This window comes from Pontibacter liquoris, from assembly GCF_022758235.1.
Lineage (GTDB): Bacteria > Bacteroidota > Bacteroidia > Cytophagales > Hymenobacteraceae > Pontibacter > Pontibacter liquoris.
Genome location: NZ_JALEBG010000001.1, coordinates 1,435,675 through 1,459,125, shown reverse-complemented (window position 1 = coordinate 1,459,125; position 23,451 = coordinate 1,435,675). Strand labels below are relative to the sequence as shown.

Below are 23,451 nucleotides of genomic sequence, written 5' to 3'. Positions count from 1 at the left end.
TTGCTTTGCTACTTAAGCGCCTTCCGGGAACAAACAGGCGCTGCAGCCGCTTCCAGCCTGGTTCCGGCTGTAGAAATAATGTGCCCAAAACTGTCGCTACTGGCGCGCGAAAACGTATACAAGGTGCCCAACTGTTATTAAGTGCAGCCAGATAGTAATGCTTGCTTGAGAGGATTGTAAATCAGGTATTAGATGCCGTACCTGGCCTTAACATTATCCGGCCTGGTTTGTTGATGATCCGAAAACGCTCTCCCATGCAAAGACAGAATTCACTATTGGAAAGTATGCCGGAGTTCCAAAACGACTACCTGCACCTGATCATTGATGAGGCCATGGGGCTAATGTACTCCGAATGGTTGCGCAAGCCCAGTAGTAAAGAATACCGGGAGGCTGCCCGCATCTTTGCCTACTATCTGCGGGAGAAAACCATTAGGTATTGGATTCAGGACACCAATCACCTGGCGAAAGTATCGGAGGAGGACCTGCTGCATTTACTGCAGGAACTGGTACCAATTGCCGCTGCCTCTCCCCTCAAAAAGCTGGCCCGCATCACCACCGACGAAGAAAACATCGCCACTTTTATGGCCCTGGCGGATAAGTCGGCGGTGTTGCTCAATACTGCCATAGAAGTGCAGCAGTTTAAGACCTACCGCGAGGCCGTGGAGTGGATAGAAGAATAAGCGCTATACATAAGCCAGCCACTTATACTTATACTTATACTTATACTTATACTTATACTTATACTTATACTTATACTTATACTTATACTTATACTTATACTTATACTTATACTTTGCAACCGGCCTTAAAAGGCACCTGCTGGGAAAACCCTGCTTAAACAGCGGCGGCTTCTTTCGCTTCCAGGGCGATCAGTTCGTTTAGCAACCCGCGGGCTACGTCGCCGGGCCTGCCCGTTCCGATCACTTGATCGTCTACCTGCACAATGGGGAGCACCCTTTTGGTGGTGCTGGTCATGAACACTTCCTTTGCCTGGTAAACATCCTCCAGGGTAACCACACCCTCTGCTACAGGATACTTTTTGCGGGCCAGCGCCAGCACGTTTTTGCGTGTAATGCCCAGCAACACATTATCAGCAGGCGTGCAAACCGTGCCGTCCTGCTTTACGATAAGCAGGTTGGACCGTGGAAACTCCGAAACCACACCCTGCTGGTGGTAAAGCACGTCGGCTGCGCCCTGCTCCTGCAGCTGCCTGTTCAGCCGGATGCCCATGGTATAGTTGATGGTTTTGGCCTGTGGAATTTCCCGCATAAATTCGTGGGTGATCACCCGGATACCTTGTTCCTGCGCGTCCACGCTGGGCAAAGCAAGTGGCTGCTGGAGAAGGAGCAGGTTGGGAGTGGCAATATCATAGCCGTTGGCGGAATAGCCGCCGGTGAGGATCATCTTCATGCCCGAAAGTTCCAGACCGTTTCGCTGGATGAGCTCCCGGATAACTGCCTGCAGTTCGAGGTCTGACAATGGAACAGGCAAGGCCATGAGTTCGGCCGATTTACGAAAGCGGCTCAGGTAATCGGACAGGAACACCGGTTGCCCGTGCTGCACTTTAAAATAATCGAATATACCGTAGCCCCGCTGTATGGCAAGGTCGCTCACATGCAGAAAGGCATTCTTCAGCGGCAGCACCTCGCCACACACATAGGCATAAAGATCAGGGGTTGATTGCATGATGTTTTTCCAATAGGTTCAATACTTTATCCAGGGGCAGCGCTAACGCTTTATGCTGCTCTTTTCCTTCCATTGTTTCAGCCTTAAACAGCGCGTTCAGGATCGCTTCTTCGGTAGCCTCGATAGTGGCCATAAACAGCGGCGACATTTCCTCGTTGCGCAGCAGCCGCACGGTTTGTGTTTTTTCTTCGGAATAGTAAGGAATGCGCAGCCCTGCATTTGAGGAGAATGCGATCACGTAATCCCCACTGCCGTTCGAGGCGATGCCGCCGGTTCGGGCAAGCCCCATCATGGCGCGTTTGGCCATGCGTTCCAGATTGCGGGCATCTACCGGGGCATCTGTGGCCACCACGATCATGCAGGAGCCGTCAGCTTTATCTTGCGCATACTCGCTCATGTAAAACTGGCCCAGTTCCCGCCCCACCGGCACGCCGGCTATTTGCAGCACGCCGCCAAAATTTGTCTGCACCAGCACGCCCACCGTATAGCCGCCCGCTTCGGCTGGCAGCAAACGCGACGAAGTGCCAATGCCGCCCTTAAAACCAAAACACACCGTCCCAGTGCCGGCGCCCACATTGCCTTCGGGCACAACGCCGCCTTTTGCCTGCCGGATGGCGGCCAGCACATGCTTTTGCGTGACCGGCCTGCTCCGGATATCATTCAAATAGCTGTCGTTAGTTTCTCCCACTACCGCATTCACCGACTGTACCTTCTCGTTGCCTTCCTGGTCCAGCACATACGTAACCACCGCCTCCAGGGCAGTGCCCACACTGAGTGTGTTGGTCAGCACGATGGGCGTTTCCAGGTTGCCCAGTTCCTGCACCTGCGTGCTGCCGGCCAGCTTCCCAAACCCATTCCCGACATAAACGGCAGCGGGCACTTTGTCCTGGAAAATGTTGCCGCCATGCGGTAGAATCGCCGTTACGCCGGTGCGTACATCCTTGCCTTTGACCAAGGTCGTATGGCCCACGGCAACGCCGGCCACATCCGTAATGGCATTATACTTGCCTGTGGGCAGCACGCCCACTTTCAGGCCATAGTCTCTGGCCCGCATGCGCTCCTGGCCCATAGCCAGCGAGGTAATCCCCACCATAAGCAGCAGTATAAAAGGTCGTTTCATGTAGGTGCCTTGTTGCCCCGGTAAATATATCAGGAATGAGATAATATGCAGCAGTATGAGTGACTTTTATAAAAGCCACTTGCGCCCTTCATACCCAATCAGGACGAACAGATGCGGAAACTCTACGCCCTGCCCCAAAGCCACACAGTTGAGACCGGCGCTGCCACACAAGTATAAATTTTATTTAAACAGGTAAATACAAATCCAAACAGCACTATTCTAAGTAAAAAAGAGGAAGTTTATACAACTTCTCGTGGCTGCAACTCCTTCTCAGAAAGAAACGCCCAACAGTACGCCCCCTGCAACAGGACCTACACTGCTGACTTACCTGCTGCTGATAGGGGTTATTGTGCTGTTCACGATCTATAAAGCAGACATTGCTCCCCGTAAAACGACCTCGTGGCTGGAAGTGGAAAAAGACATGCTCCCCAAAAAGGCTATTGCTAAAATTGAGGTCATCAACAACGAAGAAGCCGATATTTACATCAAGGAAGCCTTTGCCGATACTCCGCCTTTCAACGAGGAAATGAAGCCTGGTAAGAGCAAAGCAGTCATGCCCGGGCCGCAGTATACGTTAACTATTGGCTCTGTGGAAACCTTTGAGCGGAAGCTGGAAGAAGCGCAGAAAGGCACGCCGCTGGATCAGCAGATAGACGTGGTGTATGTGAAGCGGGAGAACTGGCTGAGTAAAATTTTAGTATGGTTGTTTCCGCTGTTGCTTTTCCTGCTTTTCTGGCGTTACCTGCTGCGCGCTGGTGCAGGAGGCGCCGGGGGTACTTCCATTTTCAGTTTCGGAAAGTCAAAGGCCATGCTCTTTGATAAAGGCCGGAAAAGCAAGATTACCTTTGCCGATGTGGCGGGGTTGGAAGAGGCTTCCATGGAGGTAAAGGAGGTGGTGGATTTCCTCCGAAGCCCGGAGGCCTTCACCAAACTGGGCGCCAAGATCCCGAAGGGCGTTATCCTGGTGGGTCCTCCGGGCACAGGCAAAACCTTGCTCGCCAAAGCCATGGCCGGCGAAGCCCAGGTGCCTTTCTTTTCCATGTCCGGATCGGAGTTTGTGGAGATGTTTGTGGGAGTAGGCGCGTCGCGGGTGCGCGACCTGTTCAAGCAAGCCAAGGATAAAGCGCCCTGCATCATTTTTATAGATGAAATAGACAGCATTGGCCAGTCCAGGGGCATGAACACGATTTACTCGGGCTCGAATGACGAACGGGAAAGCACATTGAACCAGTTGCTGACCGAAATGGATGGCTTTGAAACGAACAGCGGCGTGATTGTGCTGGCCGCTACCAACCGGGCCGACCTGCTGGACCCGGCGCTGCTCCGCCCCGGCCGCTTTGACAGGCACATTTACCTGGAGCTCCCCAACATCCGCGAGCGGGAAGAGATCTTTAAGGTGCACCTGCGCCCGCTTAAAACCGATGACACACTGGATGTGGCTTTCCTGGCAGCTCAGACACCCGGCTTCTCCGGCGCCGACATTGCCAACGTCTGCAACGAAGCGGCCCTGATTGCCGCCCGCAGAAAGCGGGAAAGTATAAACCGGCAGGATTTTATGGACGCCCTGGACAGGATTGTGGCCGGACTGGAACGGAAGAGCCGCATCATTGCGCCGGAAGAGAAAAAGATCATTGCCTACCACGAAGCGGGCCATGCGCTGGTGAGTTGGCTGCTGAAGCATGTAGATCCCCTGATCAAAGTATCCATCATCCCGAGAGGCAAGGCCCTGGGCGCTGCCTGGTACCTGCCCGAAGAACGGCAGCTGAAATCGGCCACCGCCTTTACAGAACACCTGAGCGCCATGCTGGCGGGCAGAGCCGCAGAAGAAATCACCTTTGGCGAAATAACCTCCGGCGCGCTGGACGACCTGGAGAAAGCCACCAAAGAAGCTTATATGATGGTGGCCTACTATGGCTTCGACAAGAAGATCGGTAACATCAGCTTTTACGACTCTACCGGGCAGCAAGACACCCGACTCTCGAAGCCCTATAGCGAGGAAACCGGTAAAATGATAGATGCCGAAGTCATCAAGCTGCTCAACGAGGCTTACCTGAAAGCCAAAGAGCTGCTGTCGCGCCACCAGGAGCAGCTCATAAAGCTGGCCGAGTTGCTGTTACAGAAAGAAGTGGTGTTTAAAGAAGACCTTGAGGCTATACTTGGCAAACGGCTTACACCCGCCAGAGAAACTCCAGTTGCCGGTGTTCTGTAACCATTTGCTTCGCCAGACTGGCAGTCCTCAAAAACATATGTATAGGTGACCCTTGCCGCAGCTACTACCGAGCAACTCTACAAGCAACTACACTCCGGTGCAGACGGCCTCTCTGCCCCTATTGCAAGGCGCCGGATAGTAGCTCAAAAAAGAAAAGCCCGGGTAAAGAGCAGGTCGCAACGCGAGTTAAAGCTCCTGCTCCGCCAGTTCAGCAGCCCGCTAATGCTGCTGCTCATCATTGTCGTGATTTTGTCTGCCATCCTGGGAGAAACCTCAGATACGATTATCGTGCTGTTTATCCTGCTGGTTTCGGGTTTATTAAGCTTTTTCCAGGAGCTGCACGCGGGCAGAGCGGTAGAAAAGCTCCTGCAGATAATCGCGGTAAAGCACCAGGTTGTCCGGCAGGGCAAAAAAGTAGACGTGCGTACGAAGGAGGTGGTGCCCGGCGACGTGCTGCTGCTGAATGCCGGCGACCTGATACCGGCGGATTGCCGCATTGTGGAGAGCAACGAACTGCACGTGAACGAGAGTTCCCTGACCGGGGAAAGCTTTCCGGTTGCCAAAGCGCCGGGGATACTGCCGGAAGATACGCCGCTGAACCAAAAAAGCAATTGCCTGTGGCAGGGCACCAGCGTGGTGAGTGGTACGGCAAAGGCGCTGGTGGTATACACCGGCCCGGAAACCGTTTTCGGCCAAATGGCGCACAGCCTCACCCAGGTATCCCCTACTGCTTTTGAAGAGGGGCTGAAGGGATTTGGCTATTTCCTGCTCCGGATCACGGTGCTGCTGTCGGTTTTCATACTTGTCACCAACTTATACTTCCACAAGCCTTTCTTTAACTCCCTGCTGTTTTCCCTGGCGCTGGCAATAGGTATGGCGCCCGAGCTGCTGCCCGCCATCATGACCTTTGCCATGTCGGCCGGTGCCCGCCGCATGATGGACCGGAAAGTTATTGTGAAGCGCCTCTCCTCCATCTTTAATTTTGGAGAGGTAAACGTGCTGTGCACCGACAAAACCGGCACTATTACCGAAGGCTCCGTAACCGTGCACGGTATTGTGAATATTGCCGGGAAGCCCGATCCCAAAGCGCAGCTCTTTGCTTTTCTCAATGCTACCTTCCAGAACGGCTTTACCAACCCCATTGACCAGGAGATCGGATCACTGCCTTTGAAGCCGGCCGGTTATGAAAAGTACGACGAGATACCGTATGATTTTATCCGTAAGCGGCTGAGCATTGGCGTAAAGAGCGCCTCAGGTAACATCATCATTACCAAGGGGGCGCTGCTAAATGTGCTGGACGTATGCACCTTTTATGCCGATGAGGCCGGCACGGAACCAGCCCTTGAGGAGCAGCAGCGCCAGCAGGTAAAGACCCAGTTGGAGCACTACAGCAAGGAAGGCTACCGCGTACTCGGCATTGCCTATAAACAAACTTCCAAAACCGACATTGTGTATGAAGATGAGCAGGAAATGGTCTTTCTGGGTTTTATACTGCTGGAAGATAAGCTAAAAGCTGACGCGGTAGATTCGATAGCAAGGCTGGAGAAGATGGGTATTGCGGTAAAGATAATTACGGGCGACAACCGTTATGCAGCCATGCACGCCGCCAAGGCCCTGGGCATGGCCTCCTCCAACATCCTCAGTGGAGAAGAGTTAAGCAAAATGTCGCCGGAAGCACTTATCGTGAATGCGGCCAAAACGGATGTGTTCTCTGAAATAGAACCTCATCAGAAAGAACAGATCGTGCGGGCGCTGCAGAAATCGAAGTTCCGGGTGGCTTACCTGGGCGATGGCATCAACGATGTGGCCGCCATCCATGCCGCCGATACGGGTATTTCGACCAACAACGCTGTGGACGTAGCCAAAGAAGCCGCTGATTTTGTGCTGCTGGAAAAAAACCTGGTAGTGCTCGCAGCCGGCGTATTGGAAGGGCGCAAGTCGTTTGCCAACTCCATGAAGTATATTTTTGCCACCACCGGCGCTACCTTCGGCAATATGTTCAGCGTGGCCGGCGCTTCGCTGCTGCTCCCGTTTCTGCCCATGCTGCCCAAACAAATCCTGCTCACTAACCTGCTCACCGATTTCCCATACCTGGCCGTAGCTTCCGACCGTGTAGATGAAGAACAGCTACGCCTTCCCCTCCGGTGGGACATCCGGCTCATCCGAAGGTTTATGCTGGTCTTTGGCCTGCATAGTTCTGTATTTGACTTTGCCACCTTTTATACGTTACATACTTATTTTGGCCTCCGCGAGACTCCCTTCCAGACAGGCTGGTTTCTGGAGTCCATTATCACCGAGCTGCTCATTGTATTCATTATCCGGACACATAAGCCCCTTTTCCGGAGCAATCCCGGCAGGCTGCTGTTGCTCATTGCGCTGCTGGCACTACTCGTTACCGTCTGGTTGCCATTCTCCCCGCTTGCCGGTGCGCTCAGCCTAACAAGTCTACATCAGCCACAGGCGCTGGCCATCGGATGCATTCTATTAGCCTATGCTGTTACAGCCGAGCTGCTGAAGCTTTGGTTCTTCCGCTCGTTCAGAGCAGTTTCTTCATGACTGCTGCGTATGTTCAAAGGTCCTGTTTAAGGTACGCATGTACCCGTTGGTTACTGTGAGGCCAGGAAAGTTATACTTATTTGTATGGTACCTCCTTGCGTAATGGATAGTGAAGCAAAATACAGGAACTATCCTTATGCCGGTAAGATAGATCCTCGAAAAGGAGTAAATAGTTATTAAGATGAGATGTGTTACTGTTTTTCCGGCGACAAGCTGTTCGCATAGGTTTCCTGATCCTGCAAATGATAGAGTTCAGCATACAGCCCTCCTTGCTTTAGCAGTTCCGCATGCCTGCCTTCTTCTGCTACCGTACCGGCTTTGATGACGATGATTTTATCTGCCTTGCAGATGGTGCGCAGCCGGTGGGTGATGGTAATAACCGTGCGCCCTGCCATCAGATTTTCCAGCGCATCGAGCACGCTTCTCTCCGATTCTGTATCGAGCGAAGCGGTAGGTTCATCCAGTATAAGGATAGGCGAATTACGTACGATGGCCCGGGCAATACCAATGCGCTGGCGTTCGCCTCCTGAAAGGGTCATGCCGCGTTCCCCCACCAAAGTATCGTACCCCTTTGGCAACCGGATAATGAACTCATGTGCATAAGCTTGTTTGGCGGCTTTCACAATTTCCTCCGGCGTGGCTTCTGGTCTTCCGTAAGCAATGTTTTCCTGAATGGTACCGTAGATCAGCACCGTTTCCTGCAGCACAAACCCAATCTGCATGCGCAGCCCTTCCAACGTAAAGTCACGGATATTGGTGCCGTCGATCAATATGCGGCCGGCATTCGGGTCATAGAAGCGGGGAATGAGGCTGGCGATTGTAGACTTGCCACTGCCTGTGGGCCCACAAACCCCAACATGTTGCCCTGCCTGAATGGAGAGGCTGATGTTGTGCAGCACAGGCAGGTTCTCTACATAAGCAAACGTAACGCTCTCAAAGGCAATATCCCCTTTCAGCTTGCCCGGGTTGCGTGCATCCGGCTTTTGCCGGATGATGGTGTCGGTGTCAAGGATCTGCTGGATACGCTCTAAAGCCACCATGGCCTGGGCAATGTTGGTGGTCATTTTAGCCAGGTCCTTCACCGGGCTGAAGAATTTGTTCAGGTACGACAGAAAAACAGTCAGGGCTCCTATCGTCATGGCGCCAGCCAGCACCAGGTGGGCTCCGCGCCACAGTACAAAGGCAGTGCAGAGCGACACGATTATGGTCACTACCGGCGAAACCATCGATTTGATCTTGCGGGCCTTCAACGCTGCTTCCACTGTTTCATAGCTGACACGCTTCAGCCGGTCCTCTTCCAGGTCCTGGCGGCCGTAGGCATTGATTGCGCGTATCGATTCCAGGCCCTGCTGTAGCACAGCTACCATTTGCGCCTGGTCTTTCCGCACTTCATGCGTAGCCATTTTCACGGCTTTTTTAAAGCGCATCACAAACAGCAGCAGAAACGGAGCCACTGCCACAGCCATCAGAGTAAAGTCCCAGTTCAGGTAAAACATTAAACCAAGTATACCGATAATGGTTAGGGCATCGATCAGGATATTAAGCAGTGTTTCGGAAGCGAAATCCTGGATGGTAGACACATCCGAAGTAATGGTACTGAGCAGTTTACCTACCTGGTGGTTGTCGTAATATGAAAGCGAAAGGCGCAGCAGGTGGTGGTATATGCGCCGGCGGAGGTCGTTGGCGACATACTGGGCTACACTTTCGGTAAAATAATTATTGATATAGCTGGCCAGCCCGCCCAGGATCGTCAACAAGATCATTGCAAAAGCGGCTACTACGGCTAGTTCCATGTTATGCGTGCCCAGTGGCAGCTTTTCGATCCATGCCAGCCAATGCGGCAGTGGCTCATTGGCAATCACATTGTCAATGATCACCTTAAGCGGCCAGGGCGTAGCCAGGCTCATACCTGTCTCGGCCAGCATCGCAATAAATACAATAATCAGCCACATCCGGTAGGGCTTTACCAGACTCAGCACGAGGGTAAAAAGGCTTGTGGAGGGTTTCACAAACCTTATGCTATCCGCTTCAGTACGACGCTCGCTTCGGAGTTCTGCATTCATACTACCACAGCTTTTCGAGTATGAGATAAATTTGAAAGGCAGCCGGCAACAGCTGAGCTCTTTCTCTTAAGTACGTACAGGCTGATAACCATGTATGTAATTCTTTGCCTGGGAAACTGCCTAAACACGTTGCCATGACCATGCATTCTATTCCTTTTTCCAGGCACATCGATCCGGAAAAGTGCCTGAGCTTGCTTATACCTGCGCCTGATTATTACAGGCAAGCTATACTTGTAATGGCTGCCAGCAAATTTTTCAGCTTCCCGCAATTAAATTTTACTAAGACTTATTTAACCTGCTACGTACTAGCAACATACCCCCTCTGGTTAGTTGCAAATTCTGTTGAACGAAACTAGTTCTGCCCATGGATAATGTAGCGAAGTACCTGCACCCTTATGCCTATGCGCCTGCCTACCAGAAGCGGGTGGCATATTTTTGTATGGAGTATGCCATCGCCCAGGCGCTGAAGATCTATGCCGGGGGCCTGGGTTTTCTGGCGGGCTCTCATATGCGCAGTGCGTATGCTTTAAAACAGAACCTGATCGGTATCGGCATTCTGTGGAAGTATGGCTACTACGACCAGGTGCGCCAGCCGGACCAGACCATGGGTGTGCTGTTCCAGGAGAAGATCTACAGCTTTGTGGAGAAAACCGATATCCGGTTCGAGATCACCGTAAACCGTGCCCCGGTGCAGGTGGCCGTCTATTACCTGCCACCCCAGCTGTTCGGCACGGCCCCGCTGTTCCTGCTCTCCACCGACCTGCCCGAGAACAGTTATATTGCACAGTCCATCACGCACAAACTTTACAATGCCGATAAATCCACGAAAGTGGCAAGCAACATTTTGCTGGGCATAGGCGGCTTTAAACTGCTCGAACTATTAGGCTACGCCCCCGAAACCTACCACCTGAATGAAGCCCATGCCCTGCCGCTGGTATTTGCCTTGTATGAGAAGTATGGCAACGTGGAAGAAGTAAAAAGACGCTTTGTTTTTACAACGCACACGCCTGAAGAGGCCGGCAATGAAAAATCCGACATCCGGCTGCTGAGCGACATGAGCTTCTTTTCGAACGTGCCGGTGGAGCAGGTAAAAACCATTACCAAAACAGAAGGCGATACCTTTAACCATACGTTGGCGGCCCTGCGGCTGGCCCGGCGCTCTAACGGCGTTTCGCGGCTGCATGGCAGCACCATTGTGCAAAAGTGGAGCACCTATTCCGATATTAGTCCGCTGCTGTATATTACTAACGCCCAGAACTATGCTTATTGGGCAGATCAGTACCTGTACAATTACCTGCAGAACGGGAGAGACGAGAAGCTGGTAGCCCGTAAAAAGAAATTGAAGCGGCGGCTGTTTGAGGAAGTTGCCGACCAGACCGGCGACTTGTATGATGAAAACGTGTTCACCATTGTATGGGCCCGCCGGTTTGCTTCTTACAAACGAGCCGATCTGCTGCTGGAAGATATGAACCGGTTCCACAGTTTGCTGACGGATCTAAACCATCCCGTCCAGATCATCTGGGCCGGCAAACCCTACCCCATGGATTATGACGCAATTTCAGTCTTTAACCAGCTGGTGCATTTAAGCGCGCAATACCCCAACTGTTCCGTACTGGTAGGGTATGAACTCAAGCTTTCCAAGTTGCTCAAGCAGGGGGCCGACCTCTGGCTCAGCCCCCCCTGGTTACCCACGAAGCTTCCGGCACCAGTGGCATGACGGCCGCGATGAACGGTACGGTTATACTTTCCACAGCCGATGGCTGGGTACCCGAGTTTGTGCAACATGGCATCAATGGGTTTATGGTGCCCCCGGTAGATGTTACTCTACCGGTGCATGAGCAGAACGACCTGGATGCGCGGCATATCTATGATGTTTTGCAGCAGGAAATACTGCCGCTATACTACACGCAGCAAGATAAATGGCTCAGCATAATCAAGAACAGCATGCACGATATCCTGCCATACTTCGACTCGAATCGGCTGGCGCAGGAATATTACGAAAAGCTGTATAATGCCTGATGTATGGCAGTAAAGTATAAAGGGAAGTATGGCCAGGGTTCCTTAAACTGGTGCTTTTCAATTCAATTTCAAAGCATAATGCCGGAAAGCAAACCGGTGCTTTATACTTGCCAGCCGCGTTTTTTTTTATTTTCCAACGGTGACAACCACCTTACCGACTGTTTTGCCCTGCTGGAAGAGGTGGATGGCCTCGTGCATCTTTTCGAACGGGAAAACCTGGCCCACATGCTGGGGCTTTAGCGCAAGAGCCTGCAACTGGTCTAGCATCCGGTGCATCATATCTGTTTGCTCGTAGAGGTAGATGAGGTTAAAGCCCATGAGCGATTTATTCTGGGTAGGCAGGCGCAAGGGATCGATCTTGGGGCGTTTGAAATACTTCCAGATCAGTTTCGGGTAATTGGGTTTGTCGCCGTGGCTGGAGAAACTGGCATTGCCGTACACGACCATCCGCCCCATGGGTGCCATGGCTTTCCAGCCCTGCATCAGAATCTTGCCGCCGATACATTCCATGATCAATCGTAAAGGCCGGCCATCCAGCGCCTGCATTAGCTTATCATAAAAAGCATTATCCCGGACTAGCACCTGGTCATAGCCTTCCTGCTGCAACAGGAAATCCACTTTGCGGGCATCCCCCACACTCCCGATGGTATAGGCATTATACTTTTTACAGATGCGGTTTGCCAGGATGCCCACACCTCCTGCGGCGCTGTGGATGAGCACGCTCATACCCTGCTGCAGATCGCCTAAGGCCGTAAGAGCATAATAGGCGGTAAGCCCCTGCACCAGAAAGCCGGCGCCTTCTTCAAAACTCCATTCATTTGGCAAAGGAATGACGTAGCGATGGTGGCTGTTGATATGGGACACGTACCCGCCAAATTTGGTCGCGCCCATTACCCTGTCGCCTACCTGCCATTCCGTTACCTGCTCACCTACTGCTACGATCTCACCGGCGAACTCCAGGCCGGGTATAAACGGGCCTTTCGGGGTGGCGCTGTAGAGGCCCTGCATGGCAAAGATATCGGCAAAATTGAGCCCGATCGCCCTGACTTTCACGCATACTTCGTCGGCAGCGGGTGGCCCGAGTTCCTCGGTTTGCAGTTGCAGTTCTTTGATGGAGCCTGCTTTGGGCATGCGGTAAACCTGGCGGTTGATCATAGCTTATACTTGGTTTGGTTGGGGATGCTGTAGTTTTTTAAGCAAAACGTGACAGTACAGTATAGGTTCTTGCCTGTGTCGTGATCGTCTATTTCCCAAATTGTGCATAGCCTTTAAAAGCAAGCAGACCGTCCCGATATGATCGGGGCAGCCTGCCTGAAAGGATGTGTTTTACGATGAGAAGGCGGAGCATCAGCTGCGCAGGCTATTTGAAAAGTTACTTTTTGGCATTTACCTTCTCGCCGGGGTGATAGGTTGCTGTGGCACGTTTCTCCACATCTTCGCGGTAGTAGGCCACATCTTTAAATTGCACAACGGCATAGCGCTGGGCCTGATCGTCGAAATGGGGCGAGTTCGGATCACCGCTCTCGCCGCCGGCAAGCAGCGTTTTGGCCTTCACTTTGTCGCCGAACTCCACGACCGCCACAAAGCTGTTGCCGGAAGTGCCGTAAAGCCGCTTGGTGTTGTAGGAGTTGGCCCCAAACGATGCCAGCGCCCCCCAGTTGCCGGAAGCCATCCCGATCGGCAAACTGGGAAGCGTATCGTTAAAGGGCTGCTGAATGGCGCCATTGATGCGCTGGTATCGGTTGATCTCTCCCCAGGGCGTATTCCACTGGCCAAAATCCTGTTCGAGCTGCGTTACGGTCTGGCTGAAAAGATCCAGCCGCTCTTTTTCCGGGGCGGTTTGCGCATAGTACGTGATGCGGTCCATCAGGCCCAGCCCTTTGGGGGCGCTGCCGTTTTTAAACGCGTTGGTTGCATAAAAATGTGCCAGCGACATGGCCACCGATTCTTTGGATACTGCAAAGTCCCAGTTGCGCAGCACGTCAATAGCGGCCTTCAGCTTCGGATCGGTTGGCTTTTGCGCATCATACGCTTTTATCAATCCCGGAATGAGCACTTCCATGCCCGGCAGGTACGGATCATAGGCCAGCTTGATGAGCTTATCCAGCGTCAGGTTCTCGGCTTTTTTGAGTAACCGCACGGCGTGGATGCCACGGAAATTTTCAGGCGACTGGCCCATGTATACCGGGTAATCTTCCTTTTTGGGGCTATACTCGCCGGCACTGGTAAAGGGCGTGGAATTGCAGTTCTGTATCCAGCCATTTGGCGGATTGATCACCCGGATAGTTTCTTCCAGGGGGTGCAGCCCGTGCCAGTCTGTTTTGGGATTGCTGCCATCTACCGGTTTGGTATAATCGAAGGCGGCATCGCGCACCGGAAAAAAATTGCCGTGATAGTAAGCAATGTTGCCGTCCGCATCGGCATACACAGTGCCGTTAGAAGAGTTGGTGCGCAGCTGCATCATCTCGTTAAACTCTTTCAGGTTGCTCTTTTTAGTGCGGGTGTACGACTGGATCAACGCATCCACAGGTTTCCACATCAACGCGGTGGCTACCCATTTGTCGCCGTTCTGGTGCGTGATGGGGCCGTGGTGCGTGCGGTAGGTGGTAAAGGTCTTTTGTTTCAGTTCGTCGCCTTCTTTGTAAGACAAGGTTACCTGCGACGTGGTGACAGGCCGCAGCTCGGCGCCATACTTGTAGAAGAGTTTGCCGTCCTGCTTCACGATCGTTTCTTCAAATTCATCGATCACGTCGGCATACGCGGATGTATGCATCCAGCCGGTTTTGGCATTAAAGCCCTGATAAATGAAGAATTGTCCCCAGGTAACAGCACCGTAGGCGTTCAGCCCTTCTTCGCTCACGGCATGCACTTCGCCGCGGAAAAAGAACGACGTATGCGGGTTGATGAGCAGCATAGCGTTGCCGGAGGCCGTATGTTTGCCGGAAATGGTAAAGCCATTAGAGCCTTTGGGCTCTTCTAGCAAGGCAGGATGCACCAGCCCATCACCATACTTGTTCAGCCCCAGAGATTTCCCGGATTCATAAAACGCTTTGATCCTGTCGGTCGACACACTTTCGATATCGCCGCCAATGGAGCCTTCGCTGAAATACATTGGCATCCAGGGTTCGAAATGGGTCAGCAGCTTCGGCTTCACCTCGGGGTGGGTATAGAGGTAATAGTTGATGCCATCGGCAAAGGCCTGGCAAAGTTCTTTTAGCCACTGCGGGCTCTTTTCATAGTTGGCAATGGCTTCCTCTTTGCTCATATACAAGCGTGCCCGAAGATCGCTGTAGAGCATGTCTTTGCCTTCGGCCTCGGCCAGGCGCCCTATGGCCCACAGGTAATTGCGTTCCACCCGGTTAAAATCATCTTCGCACTGCGCATACAGGAGCCCGAATACGGCATCGGCATCGGTTTTGCCATACACGTGGGGCACGCCAAAATCATCGCGGATAATGGTAACGCGCGCAGCCTGCTGCTCCCATTTACTGACCTCGCCGGAGGTAGTAACTTTATGGGAAGGAGAGCAGGAGAAAATAAAAGCGAGGAACAGCAGGAAGGAAGCGGTGTTTCGGATAGTATAGTGCATGGGCTGTTTTGTAGAGGTATACCAATCTCCAAGGTAGCCAGATTTACGAAAAGATGTATAAAAATTACACCGGCATAAAGAACTGGCTGCTTAGAAGCATTCTCGTACCTTGGCAGCTCCTATAATTGCTCCTCCACAACCCAATAGCTGGGTTTATGCCTGACCCAAATTGAAAAGCCCGCCCGGGATGTGGCCGGAGCGGGCTTTCTATGGAAGTATAAATTGAAGTAAAAAGCTGCCATTACGGCTTGCCTTTTAGCAAGGCGCCGTACAACACCGGGCTAAAGAACCGCAGGTTTTCCAGTATACAGGCCACGGAGTAAAACTTTTCCGGCGCAATTTCCGCATTCTCCGCCATGGCTTCCAGCACCGCATCCAGGGCTTCTACAAACCCCTGATCAAATTCTTTCTCTGTCATGTTGCTCCTTTGATTATACTTGCTACCATACCTTTAACCTCAAACATAAAGGTAAAATTTCATCTTTCCCGGCTTTTCACACCCGCAATCGTTTCTTTATACTTGCCTCTTTACTCGGAAGGCCGCTTTAGCAGCAGCCCTGACCTACTGCTCGCTTGTGCCTTCGCTCACGGGTCTCTATACTTTGCTTTAAACTACCAGCACCTGCCTCTCTTTCAAGCCATTCACCTGGCGCATCGCTCCGGGGTGAATCAGAAAATTTATTTCTAAAAATATAGCATATTTCTGTTTCTTCATTTTGTCTTCATGTTCGGGTCTGATATTTGGCAGATAACTTAAACAATAAACCCGAAATGAAAAGAAAACACTTGATCCCCCTGATGCTTGGCTGCCTGGTTTGGTTCAGCGCCTGTGACAACGACAACGACACGACCGGCACCACAAAAATGGAGGTGCGCATGACGGACGCCCCCGGCGACTATGCCGAAGTAAATATTGACGTGCAATCGGTGCAGGTGAGCAAAGAAGCTGATGGCAAGGATGCGGACTGGATCACGCTGGACGAAATAAACCCCGGCGTTTACAACCTGCTGGATTTTGCCAATGGCCGGGACACCCTGCTGGCCAGCGCCACCCTGCCGGCCGGCAACATTTCCCAGATCAGGCTTATACTGGGCGATAACAACACCCTGAAGCTGAAAGACGGAACCGTAGTGCCACTTAAAACGCCCAGCGGGCAGCAGTCCGGTGTGAAGCTGGCCATCAATGCCACGCTGGAAAGCGATGTGACCTATGTGCTGCTGTTAGACTTTGACGCCGGCAAATCAGTGGTAGCCCGGGGCAACGGCCAGTATAACCTCAAGCCGGTGGTGCGGACCATTACCCAGGCTGTGGCCGGTGGTATAAAAGGAACCGTGACACCAGCTGAATACAAGCCAGGCATTTACGTGATCTCTGCCACCGACACCATCACTGGTTTTGCAAATGATGGTGGCGACTTCCTGATCAAAGGCGTGCCGGCTGGTACCTACACCTTGAAGTTCTTTACCGAAGGCGATGCCCACAACAAGACGGTTGAAAATGTGAGCGTCACTCAAAACCAGATCAAAGACCTGGGCGCCATCACGCTTGAGTAAGGCTGCTCACATCCTCAACGCTATACTTCCCGGAACAGGTGGGTAGCGTTACAGGCAAGCTATACTTTAAATAGAATAACTTAACAGAAGAGACCTCCGGAGCAATGCCTTCGGAGGTCTTTTTGTAGGTCTTAGCCGCTGCTGTTGTTTTGCAGTAATGAGCCGGACCTGTATTTCATACTTGGTTTTCAGGAAAGCGCCTGCGGTTGTGGGTTACCGGCAGGCCGGGAGCGGTCTTCGGGCAGCGGCACATATTCCAGGTTATCGGCAGGTGGCAACTTGATCCGGCCCTCCTTCCAATCTGCTTTGGCTTGTTCGATCCGCTCTTTGCGGGAAGAGACAAAATTCCACCAGATAAAGCGCTCACCCAGGGGTTCGCCGCCTAACAGCATCAGGGTGGTTGCTTCCCTGGCCAGGATCACAGGATCAGCGCCTTTGTTAAACACGAGCATTTGCCCACTCGTATAGGTTCTGCCTGAAACTTCAATACTTCCTTTTGCCACGTAAACGCCCCGCTCCGAATGCTCTTTGGGTAGCCCGAATCTTGCGCCCTGCGCCAGCACCACGTGCACATAAAACAAAGGAGAATGCGTTCGGACAGCATTTTGAAGGCCGTAAGCATCTCCTGCTATCAGCCGCATCCATACGCCGGTATCGGTAAAGATGGGTAACTGGTCGGGTTTATAGTTTGTGAAGGAAGGAAATGCTTCTTCCGCCTGCTCCGGAAGGGCCACCCAGGTCTGGATCATTTCCAGGGTGCCGCCGGCCAGGGCAGCTGGGTCTTCGAAGCGCTCCGAGTGGGCAATGCCACTGCCAGCCGTCATCCAGTTTACTTCTCCCGGCCGTATGACCTGCTCCACGCCCAGGCTGTCGCGGTGGGTAACCTGCCCGCCAAACAGATAACTGACCGTGGACAAGCCGATGTGGGGATGCGGCAGCACATCCATTGTATGCTGCAAGGGAGGCTGTACATCTACCGGACCGGCATGATCCATGAAAATAAAGGGCCCTACCATGCGGCGCAGGCGGAAAGGAAGAATGCGGCGCACATTCATGCCGGGAGCCAGAGCTGCTTTGCGGGCTTCAATCACAATATCGAGCATAACAATTTTCTTTCTGTTAGATAAACGGATATTTCGGGTTTGCCGGCAAAAAAGACTGCGAAAAACAATTGAAGCGAAAAAGACTCTGCTGTTTCCAGGTGAAATTTACGTAAAAGTCTCGGACCTTCTCCTGCTGGAAGCAAAATTCGTACAAGCGATACTTTGATGGAATTCAATAATATCCTACTATTATATAAATTTAAGAAACCAACCAACCTAAACCATACCGGATGATACGGCCCTATAAAATGCTAGCGATCTCGTTGTTATCAGCCATTCAGCTGTTGCCTATGGCTTGTACGCAAACAAAAACCACCACTTCAACGAAAAGCCCGGAAGCACCCGGCGCACCGCAGGCCAGCACAGTAAACGGCCTGGTAGAGGGGACAATTGAACAAAGCGGCATCCGTGCTTTTAAGGGAATTCCTTTTGCTGCGCCACCGGTCGGGAACCTCCGCTGGCAGGAGCCGCAGCCCGTTCAGAACTGGGAAGGTGTTCGGAAAACGACCCAATTCGGTCCGCGGGCCATGCAACTGGCGGTGTTCGGCGATATGGGCTTCCGCTCTGATGGCATGAGCGAAGATTGCCTTTACCTGAATGTATGGACACCCGCAAAAGCTGAAAAAGAGAAACTGCCGGTGCTCGTATATTTTTATGGCGGCGGCTTTGTTGCCGGCGACGGTTCCGAAGCCCGCTATGACGGGGAGAGTATGGCTCAGAAAAGCATTGTAGCGGTTACGGTCAATTACCGGCTGGGCGCTTTTGGCTTTATGGCGCATCCTGCCCTGACCCAGGAATCAACCCACCATTCGTCGGGCAACTATGGTTATCTGGACCAGCAAGCCGCCCTGCGCTGGGTGCAGCAGAACATTGCGGCTTTTGGGGGCGACCCATCCCGGGTGACCATTGCGGGTGAGTCGGCGGGATCCATTTCCGTGAGCGCTCAGATGGCCTCTCCATTATCCAAAAACCTGATTGCCGGTGCCATTGGCGAGAGTGGCGCGCTGGTCAACTCCTCCCTGGATCCTATCCCGCTTGCGGAAGCAGAAGAAAATGGGGTAAAATTTGCCCAAAGCCTGGGGGCCACTACCCTGGAAGCCCTCCGGGCCATTCCCGCGCAGCAACTATTGGAAGCGAGCGGCAAACCAGGTAATGGACGTTTTTTACCGACCATCGACGGCTACTTCTTCCCTAAAACGCCGGCTGCTATTTTTGCTGCCGGAGAACAAGCCAAAGTACCTTTGCTGGCCGGCTGGAACTCCGAAGAAATGACCTATATGTTTCTGATGGGGCAGGAAAAACCCACCGTGGAAAATTACAGAAAAGCGGTGCAAAAATTGTATGGCGAAAATGCAGCAGAGGTTCTGAAAGTATACCCGGCCACAACCGATGAGGAAGCCTTGCAGGCGGCCACCGACCTGGCAGGCGATCGGTTTATTGCCTACAGCACCTGGAAGTGGCTCGACCTGCACAGCCAGACAGGCGGCCAGCCGGTGTACCGGTACCTTTTCTCCAGACCCCGCCCACCAATGACCGCAGAAATGGGAAATGCCTCGGCCGGGCTTGCCGGAGGCGTGGTGAAAGAGAGCAAACCCGATGCTGTTAAAATGCCGCAAGCCCGCGGAGCTGTGCATTCGGCCGAAATAGAATACGCCATGGGAAACCTGGCATCAAATAAAGTATACGCCTGGACGCCGGACGACTACAAGGTATCAGAGGTGATGCAGAACTACTTTGCGAACTTTATCAAGACCGGCGACCCGAATGGAAATGGCCTGCCGGTATGGCCCAAATTTTCCCAAGCCGCGCCAGGACAAGTGATGCACATCGATGTGCAGACAGGAGCAAAACCGGACCAGACCCGCGCCCGTTACCTGCTGCTGGATGCGCTTTATAAAAAATAAACAGCGCCGCTATTTTATACTTTCTTCCTAAGAAACGCACTGCTTGTTACCACCTGAAAGAAACCAAACCCTAGAGGTTATACTTCTTTTTCATGGTAGCAACCAGTGCGTTTTCTTTTTCCAGATCCAGCTGGTTGGCCGCAAAGTACTTCCACACGCCGTCGATATGAATTAACAGCAGTTCGGCTTCCAGATCAGGCTCCGGGTAATCCAGGCTTTCAAAACATTCGGTTAAGCGTTCGAAGCAGGGGCGCATAAAGTTTTCGTGGTAGCGCGAAGAGATCGGGTTGAGCGGCATGATCTTATACTGCATCTGCCAGAAATCCGGGTTAGAGCGGGTAAGTATAATGGGCAGCTCAATCATGTTGGCCACGTATTCCTGCGGGGTTTGCCCGATCAGGTAAGGGCTGGTAGTTTTGGCAGCGGCCTGGTAGCCTTTTTTGATGATCTCTTCCAGCAGGTTATCTTTCGTCACGAAGTGTTTGAAGATCAAACCTTCAGACGATTCGGCCTCCTGTGCGATGGATTTTGTTGAAGTTGCACGAACGCCATTTTCAGTGAACAGCCGTAAGGCAGCATCAAGTATGTCTTGTCTCTTGCTCATCTATATCATGTAACTAAATTGCAAAGATACCTTTTTTATGCGCCTTTAATAATAATACATGCGTTATGGCCGGGTAGTATAATGCAAAAGCCCCTTCACCCCTACCTCATTCCAGTGTAGCGGCAGGCTGTTTTTATACCTGCAAAAAGCAGAGCCTGCGCGTAAAATTTATACTTGCCGACACCTATCTTGGATAAGAGTAGGATGTATTTGGCCGCGTGCCTCAACGGACTGCTAGCTGCTGCAGGATATGATCTACCCGGATCCATCTCATGCCTGCCGCTTCGGCCGCTTTCACACCGGGAGCGCCGTCTTCAAACACAAGGCAGGCTTCGGGCGCTACGCCAAACTTTTCTGCCGCCAGCAGGAACGGGGCCGGGTGAGGCTTTCCGTTCAGCGTATCTTCGGCACAAACCAGCACCTCCACCAGACTGGCAATTCCCAGCACTTGCAGTGTTTTTTGAATCATCTTGCGGGCTCCGCCTGATACCACCCCAATGCGCATCTTTCCGGCATGCAGCCTCAGGTGGTCTACAACGAACGGAATGGGCCTGGTGTGAAGTATAAACTCATCGTAGAACAAGGCAGATTTGCGGGCCACAAAGGTCACCGGTTCAAAATTGCATTGATCCCGTTTGTTGATCTCTTCCACCACTGCCGGAATGGGCAGCCCGGCAAACTCATCAATAATGGCCGGATCGATCGCCACACCTTCGCTTGCTGCTACCTTTACATAGGTTTCTTTGTGGGCCTGCATATTATCTGCCAGCGTCCCATCACAATCGTACAGAAAAGCCTGGTACGGCCCCTGCGAGCGGGCAGTTAGCAGTTGCAGGGCGGTCGTGCCGGCCGGGTATTCCTTTTTCGTCAATTTCATCACAAGTTTTATAAGTATAATCGGGCTACGGGTCCATCTCATGAAACGGCCGCCACCAGCTTTTCAACGCCTTTCCGCGCCAGGTTGTTGGTGGCTACAAACCAGTTAAATAGCAGGATGCCACAGACAGCGCATAAAATGCCGGCCAGCACATCGAGCACATAATGGTGCGAAGTATAAACGGCCGCAAACCAGATACCGACGGTAATGATCCCGAACAGGATGTTCACCAGGCCTAAGCGGGTTCGCAGCGCATAGTAAAAAACAAGGAGCGGGTAAGCCGAATGTAGCGAGGGCATGGCAGCAAAAACATTGGACCCTTTGGCATAAAGCGATTTAAAAACGCTTGTACCAAAAAAGGCATCGAAGCGCGCCAGCCCTGCCGTGCTGCCGGGCGTGTTCGCGATAAACTCAAAGCCATGCTGCTGCACATACCAGGGCGGGGCGGCCGGGTACAGGTAGTATACCACAAAGCCCAGCAGATTTACCAGCAGGAAAGTGAGGGAGAAGTATACAAACTGCCGCCTGTTCCTAAAGAACAGAAACCCGGCAAAGGCCAGCGGCACCGGAATCCAGGTCAGGTAAAACGCCCCGCAGATCACATCCAGGAACACGTTGTAGTGTAGCTGCCAGAACTCGTTTGGCGTCAGGATCACCTGGCCGCTGCTGATGCCGAAGAGCGTTTTCTCGGCGTGGTACAAGGCTTGTATGTGAACGGGGTTAAACCAGTAATTGGGAAAGGCTTTCATGTAGTCATAAAGCACCCAGAACACCACAAAGACAGAAAACCCGGTGATGAATTTGCGTGTAACCGCAGAAAGATAGTATAGCAGGTTAACGAGCCCCACCAGCACCAGCTGATCGGTTTTGAAACCCAACAGGAAGTATGAGAGCACCAGGTATCCAAGCGACAACGCTGCTAAAACCAGTATTTCCGTTCGCGACACGCCCTTCTTCTCTCCTGCCGCTGCAGTGGTAGCCGCCATGTTACTGCCTGTTAAAATCAGAGTTGAAAATTTTGTCCCATAACGCGGAACTGACGCCATAGCCCCGGGTGGCATCGGCATAATGGTGCTGCATGTGGTGCTTTTTCAGGTTTTTCCAGAACGCGCTTTTAAAGTTTGCGTGGTGCAGGGCATAATGCGCCATGTCGTAGCACAGGTAGCCCGTTAGGAAAGCTGCAAAGAAGGTATAAAGTGGTCCTCCCGAAAGCACCAGCGAGAAAAGCAGGTATAAAGCCGCTGCCATGGGGATGCTGGCCGAAGGCGGCATCACCAGCCGTTTGGCATCGTTGGGATAATCGTGGTGCACACCATGGAAGATAAAATGCAGCCGCTGGCCCCAGGCCGCTTTCGGCTCGAAATGAAATACAAAGCGGTGCAGCACATACTCGGTAAGCGTCCAGAAAAGCAGCCCGGCCACAACATAGCCCAAAAAAGCTGGCAAGGAAAGCTGCGCCACAAACAGCGCCCGCCATATCAGGAAAAAGATGACCGGCATATAAATGTAAAGCGGCACCGTAAAATGCACCTTCGACAGCGCCTCCATCCAGCCGTAGCGGAACATCCTGACCGACTCCTGCGAAGTTGAAACGTACTGCTTCTTCATATGCTTACGGTTTAAAGCGCCCGGTGAGGGCCTTGCCGGTTGCCGCATCCCTCCCCTTCAGTTCCACATACAAAACGTTCGGTACCCAGAACGTGCCGCCCTTGATCCGGACAAAAATGCTGTCCAGAATAGCTTCTTTTTGGTTGATGGTGGTGTAAACATAGTGGTGGCCATCATTGGCTTTGCGCAGGTAGAGTGGCAGCTTGTTGTAGCACACAAATTTGAGCTCATAATGGTCCTGGGCCAGCTTCCTGGTTTGCAGGCCATAGGCAAATCTGCGCTGCACATAATTGAGTTCCCGCCGCTCTCCGCCTTCGGCATACCTGATCCAGAACACATGGATGGGCTCCTTCTCATTTAGTTTTCCCTGCGGGGTAGTGTTGAGTTGATAAATGACCGTGTTGGCATTAGGATCGCGCTGCACATAAAATTTCATGTGGCGGATGTTCTTTGGCACCGGCAGCGAATCGGGTGCGGCAACAAAGCCGGTTGCCGGGGAAGCGGCACTTACGTGGACCAACTGCACAAGTATAAATGCCAGGAGTAAAATGCTTTTCAC

The 23,451-nt window shown here is 52.5% G+C and carries 20 protein-coding genes; 8 read left to right on the top strand and 12 right to left on the bottom strand.

Features of this window, described 5'->3' with window-relative positions:
- The first annotated feature begins 254 nt into the window (after positions 1–254).
- The gene (locus LWL52_RS06020; protein ID WP_242917893.1) at positions 255–680 is read left to right on the top strand and encodes a hypothetical protein; all 426 of its coding nucleotides are present in this window, start codon (positions 255–257) and stop codon (positions 678–680) included.
- Positions 665–838 carry a hypothetical protein gene (locus LWL52_RS06015; protein ID WP_242917891.1) on the top strand — a complete coding sequence of 58 codons (174 nt, stop codon included), beginning with the start codon at positions 665–667 and terminating at the stop codon, positions 836–838. Before LWL52_RS06020 ends, LWL52_RS06015 begins: the two co-directional genes overlap by 16 nt.
- Here LWL52_RS06015 and LWL52_RS06010 read toward each other — a convergent pair.
- On the bottom strand, positions 835–1,686 hold the full coding sequence (locus LWL52_RS06010) for an aminotransferase class IV (protein ID WP_242917889.1): 852 nt from the start codon (positions 1,684–1,686) through the stop codon (positions 835–837). The two genes, LWL52_RS06015 and LWL52_RS06010, sit on opposite strands and share 4 nt — an antisense overlap.
- Positions 1,670–2,806 carry a DmpA family aminopeptidase gene (locus LWL52_RS06005; RefSeq protein ID WP_242917887.1) on the bottom strand — a complete coding sequence of 379 codons (1,137 nt, stop codon included), beginning with the start codon at positions 2,804–2,806 and terminating at the stop codon, positions 1,670–1,672. Before LWL52_RS06005 ends, LWL52_RS06010 begins: the two co-directional genes overlap by 17 nt.
- A 253-nt stretch (positions 2,807–3,059) precedes the next feature.
- Between LWL52_RS06005 and ftsH the strand changes: the two genes are divergently transcribed.
- Together ftsH and mgtA are read left to right on the top strand one after the other, a co-directional pair.
- Positions 3,060–5,015: an ATP-dependent zinc metalloprotease FtsH gene (gene ftsH / locus LWL52_RS06000; RefSeq protein WP_242917885.1), complete on the top strand. Its 1,956-nt coding sequence runs from the start codon at positions 3,060–3,062 to the stop codon at positions 5,013–5,015.
- Between the two features lie 45 nt (positions 5,016–5,060).
- The gene (mgtA, locus tag LWL52_RS05995; RefSeq protein WP_242917883.1) at positions 5,061–7,571 is read left to right on the top strand and encodes a magnesium-translocating P-type ATPase; all 2,511 of its coding nucleotides are present in this window, start codon (positions 5,061–5,063) and stop codon (positions 7,569–7,571) included.
- Positions 7,572–7,762: 191 nt separating this feature from the next.
- Here the strand turns inward: mgtA and LWL52_RS05990 are convergent, their stop codons facing one another.
- Complete coding sequence (locus tag LWL52_RS05990; RefSeq protein ID WP_242917881.1) at positions 7,763–9,580, bottom strand: ABC transporter ATP-binding protein; 1,818 nt, start codon at positions 9,578–9,580, stop codon at positions 7,763–7,765.
- A 418-nt stretch (positions 9,581–9,998) separates the two neighbouring features.
- On the opposite strand from LWL52_RS05990, the gene glgP reads away from it, so the two are divergent.
- Both glgP and LWL52_RS20635 read left to right on the top strand, forming a co-directional pair.
- A complete protein-coding gene (gene glgP, locus LWL52_RS05985; protein ID WP_367615664.1) occupies positions 9,999–11,351 on the top strand; it encodes an alpha-glucan family phosphorylase in 1,353 nt (450 codons plus the stop codon).
- Entirely contained in the window at positions 11,348–11,653 is a 306-nt protein-coding gene (locus LWL52_RS20635) for a hypothetical protein (protein WP_367615663.1), read from the top strand. Before glgP ends, LWL52_RS20635 begins: the two co-directional genes overlap by 4 nt.
- Before the next feature lie 126 nt (positions 11,654–11,779).
- Here LWL52_RS20635 and LWL52_RS05980 read toward each other — a convergent pair whose 3' ends face one another.
- The 3 genes from LWL52_RS05980 to LWL52_RS05970 all read right to left on the bottom strand — a co-directional run bounded on the left by LWL52_RS05980 (position 11,780) and on the right by LWL52_RS05970 (position 15,660).
- Positions 11,780–12,808 carry an alcohol dehydrogenase catalytic domain-containing protein gene (locus LWL52_RS05980; RefSeq protein ID WP_242917879.1) on the bottom strand — a complete coding sequence of 343 codons (1,029 nt, stop codon included), beginning with the start codon at positions 12,806–12,808 and terminating at the stop codon, positions 11,780–11,782.
- A gap of 217 nt (positions 12,809–13,025) precedes the next feature.
- On the bottom strand, positions 13,026–15,242 hold the full coding sequence (locus LWL52_RS05975) for an acylase (protein ID WP_242917876.1): 2,217 nt from the start codon (positions 15,240–15,242) through the stop codon (positions 13,026–13,028).
- A 241-nt stretch (positions 15,243–15,483) separates the two neighbouring features.
- Positions 15,484–15,660 carry a hypothetical protein gene (locus tag LWL52_RS05970; protein WP_242917874.1) on the bottom strand — a complete coding sequence of 59 codons (177 nt, stop codon included), beginning with the start codon at positions 15,658–15,660 and terminating at the stop codon, positions 15,484–15,486.
- Between the two features lie 353 nt (positions 15,661–16,013).
- On the opposite strand from LWL52_RS05970, the gene LWL52_RS05965 reads away from it, so the two are divergent.
- Positions 16,014–16,796, top strand: a complete 783-nt coding sequence (locus LWL52_RS05965; protein ID WP_242917872.1) for a DUF4382 domain-containing protein — start codon at positions 16,014–16,016, stop codon at positions 16,794–16,796.
- 188 nt (positions 16,797–16,984) lie between these two features.
- Here the strand turns inward: LWL52_RS05965 and LWL52_RS05960 are convergent, their stop codons facing one another.
- A complete protein-coding gene (locus tag LWL52_RS05960; protein ID WP_242917870.1) occupies positions 16,985–17,899 on the bottom strand; it encodes a pirin family protein in 915 nt (304 codons plus the stop codon).
- A 290-nt stretch (positions 17,900–18,189) separates the two neighbouring features.
- On the opposite strand from LWL52_RS05960, the gene LWL52_RS05955 reads away from it, so the two are divergent.
- A complete protein-coding gene (locus LWL52_RS05955; protein ID WP_242920661.1) occupies positions 18,190–19,803 on the top strand; it encodes a carboxylesterase/lipase family protein in 1,614 nt (537 codons plus the stop codon).
- Positions 19,804–19,873: 70 nt separating this feature from the next.
- Here LWL52_RS05955 and LWL52_RS05950 read toward each other — a convergent pair whose 3' ends face one another.
- The 5 genes from LWL52_RS05950 to LWL52_RS05930 form a co-directional block, all read right to left on the bottom strand.
- Positions 19,874–20,407 carry a TetR/AcrR family transcriptional regulator gene (locus tag LWL52_RS05950; protein WP_242917868.1) on the bottom strand — a complete coding sequence of 178 codons (534 nt, stop codon included), beginning with the start codon at positions 20,405–20,407 and terminating at the stop codon, positions 19,874–19,876.
- A gap of 223 nt (positions 20,408–20,630) precedes the next feature.
- A complete protein-coding gene (locus tag LWL52_RS05945) occupies positions 20,631–21,284 on the bottom strand; it encodes an HAD family hydrolase (protein WP_242917866.1) in 654 nt (217 codons plus the stop codon).
- A 38-nt stretch (positions 21,285–21,322) separates the two neighbouring features.
- Positions 21,323–22,270 carry a phosphatase PAP2 family protein gene (locus LWL52_RS05940; protein ID WP_242917864.1) on the bottom strand — a complete coding sequence of 316 codons (948 nt, stop codon included), beginning with the start codon at positions 22,268–22,270 and terminating at the stop codon, positions 21,323–21,325.
- A 1-nt stretch (position 22,271) separates the two neighbouring features.
- Positions 22,272–22,892, bottom strand: coding sequence for a sterol desaturase family protein (locus LWL52_RS05935; protein WP_242917862.1), 621 nt, complete (start codon positions 22,890–22,892; stop codon positions 22,272–22,274).
- Positions 22,893–22,896: 4 nt separating this feature from the next.
- A complete protein-coding gene (locus LWL52_RS05930; protein WP_242917860.1) occupies positions 22,897–23,451 on the bottom strand; it encodes a DUF4833 domain-containing protein in 555 nt (184 codons plus the stop codon).

Bases quoted from the DNA above. Each gene is read 5' to 3' on its own strand.
- LWL52_RS05940 (WP_242917864.1), bottom strand. From the start codon at position 22,270: ATGGCGGCTACCACTGCAGCGGCAGGAGAGAAGAAGGGCGTGTCGCGA.
- LWL52_RS05945 (WP_242917866.1), bottom strand. From the start codon at position 21,284: ATGAAATTGACGAAAAAGGAATACCCGGCCGGCACGACCGCCCTGCAA.
- LWL52_RS06005 (WP_242917887.1), bottom strand. From the start codon at position 2,806: ATGAAACGACCTTTTATACTGCTGCTTATGGTGGGGATTACCTCGCTG.
- LWL52_RS05960 (WP_242917870.1), bottom strand. From the start codon at position 17,899: ATGCTCGATATTGTGATTGAAGCCCGCAAAGCAGCTCTGGCTCCCGGC.
- LWL52_RS05980 (WP_242917879.1), bottom strand. From the start codon at position 12,808: ATGATCAACCGCCAGGTTTACCGCATGCCCAAAGCAGGCTCCATCAAA.
- LWL52_RS05950 (WP_242917868.1), bottom strand. From the start codon at position 20,407: ATGAGCAAGAGACAAGACATACTTGATGCTGCCTTACGGCTGTTCACT.
- LWL52_RS05975 (WP_242917876.1), bottom strand. From the start codon at position 15,242: ATGCACTATACTATCCGAAACACCGCTTCCTTCCTGCTGTTCCTCGCT.
- LWL52_RS06020 (WP_242917893.1), top strand. From the start codon at position 255: ATGCAAAGACAGAATTCACTATTGGAAAGTATGCCGGAGTTCCAAAAC.
- LWL52_RS05935 (WP_242917862.1), bottom strand. From the start codon at position 22,892: ATGAAGAAGCAGTACGTTTCAACTTCGCAGGAGTCGGTCAGGATGTTC.
- LWL52_RS05970 (WP_242917874.1), bottom strand. From the start codon at position 15,660: ATGACAGAGAAAGAATTTGATCAGGGGTTTGTAGAAGCCCTGGATGCG.
- LWL52_RS20635 (WP_367615663.1), top strand. From the start codon at position 11,348: ATGACGGCCGCGATGAACGGTACGGTTATACTTTCCACAGCCGATGGC.
- LWL52_RS05955 (WP_242920661.1), top strand. From the start codon at position 18,190: ATGGCTTGTACGCAAACAAAAACCACCACTTCAACGAAAAGCCCGGAA.
- glgP (WP_367615664.1), top strand. From the start codon at position 9,999: ATGGATAATGTAGCGAAGTACCTGCACCCTTATGCCTATGCGCCTGCC.
- LWL52_RS05965 (WP_242917872.1), top strand. From the start codon at position 16,014: ATGAAAAGAAAACACTTGATCCCCCTGATGCTTGGCTGCCTGGTTTGG.
- LWL52_RS06010 (WP_242917889.1), bottom strand. From the start codon at position 1,686: ATGCAATCAACCCCTGATCTTTATGCCTATGTGTGTGGCGAGGTGCTG.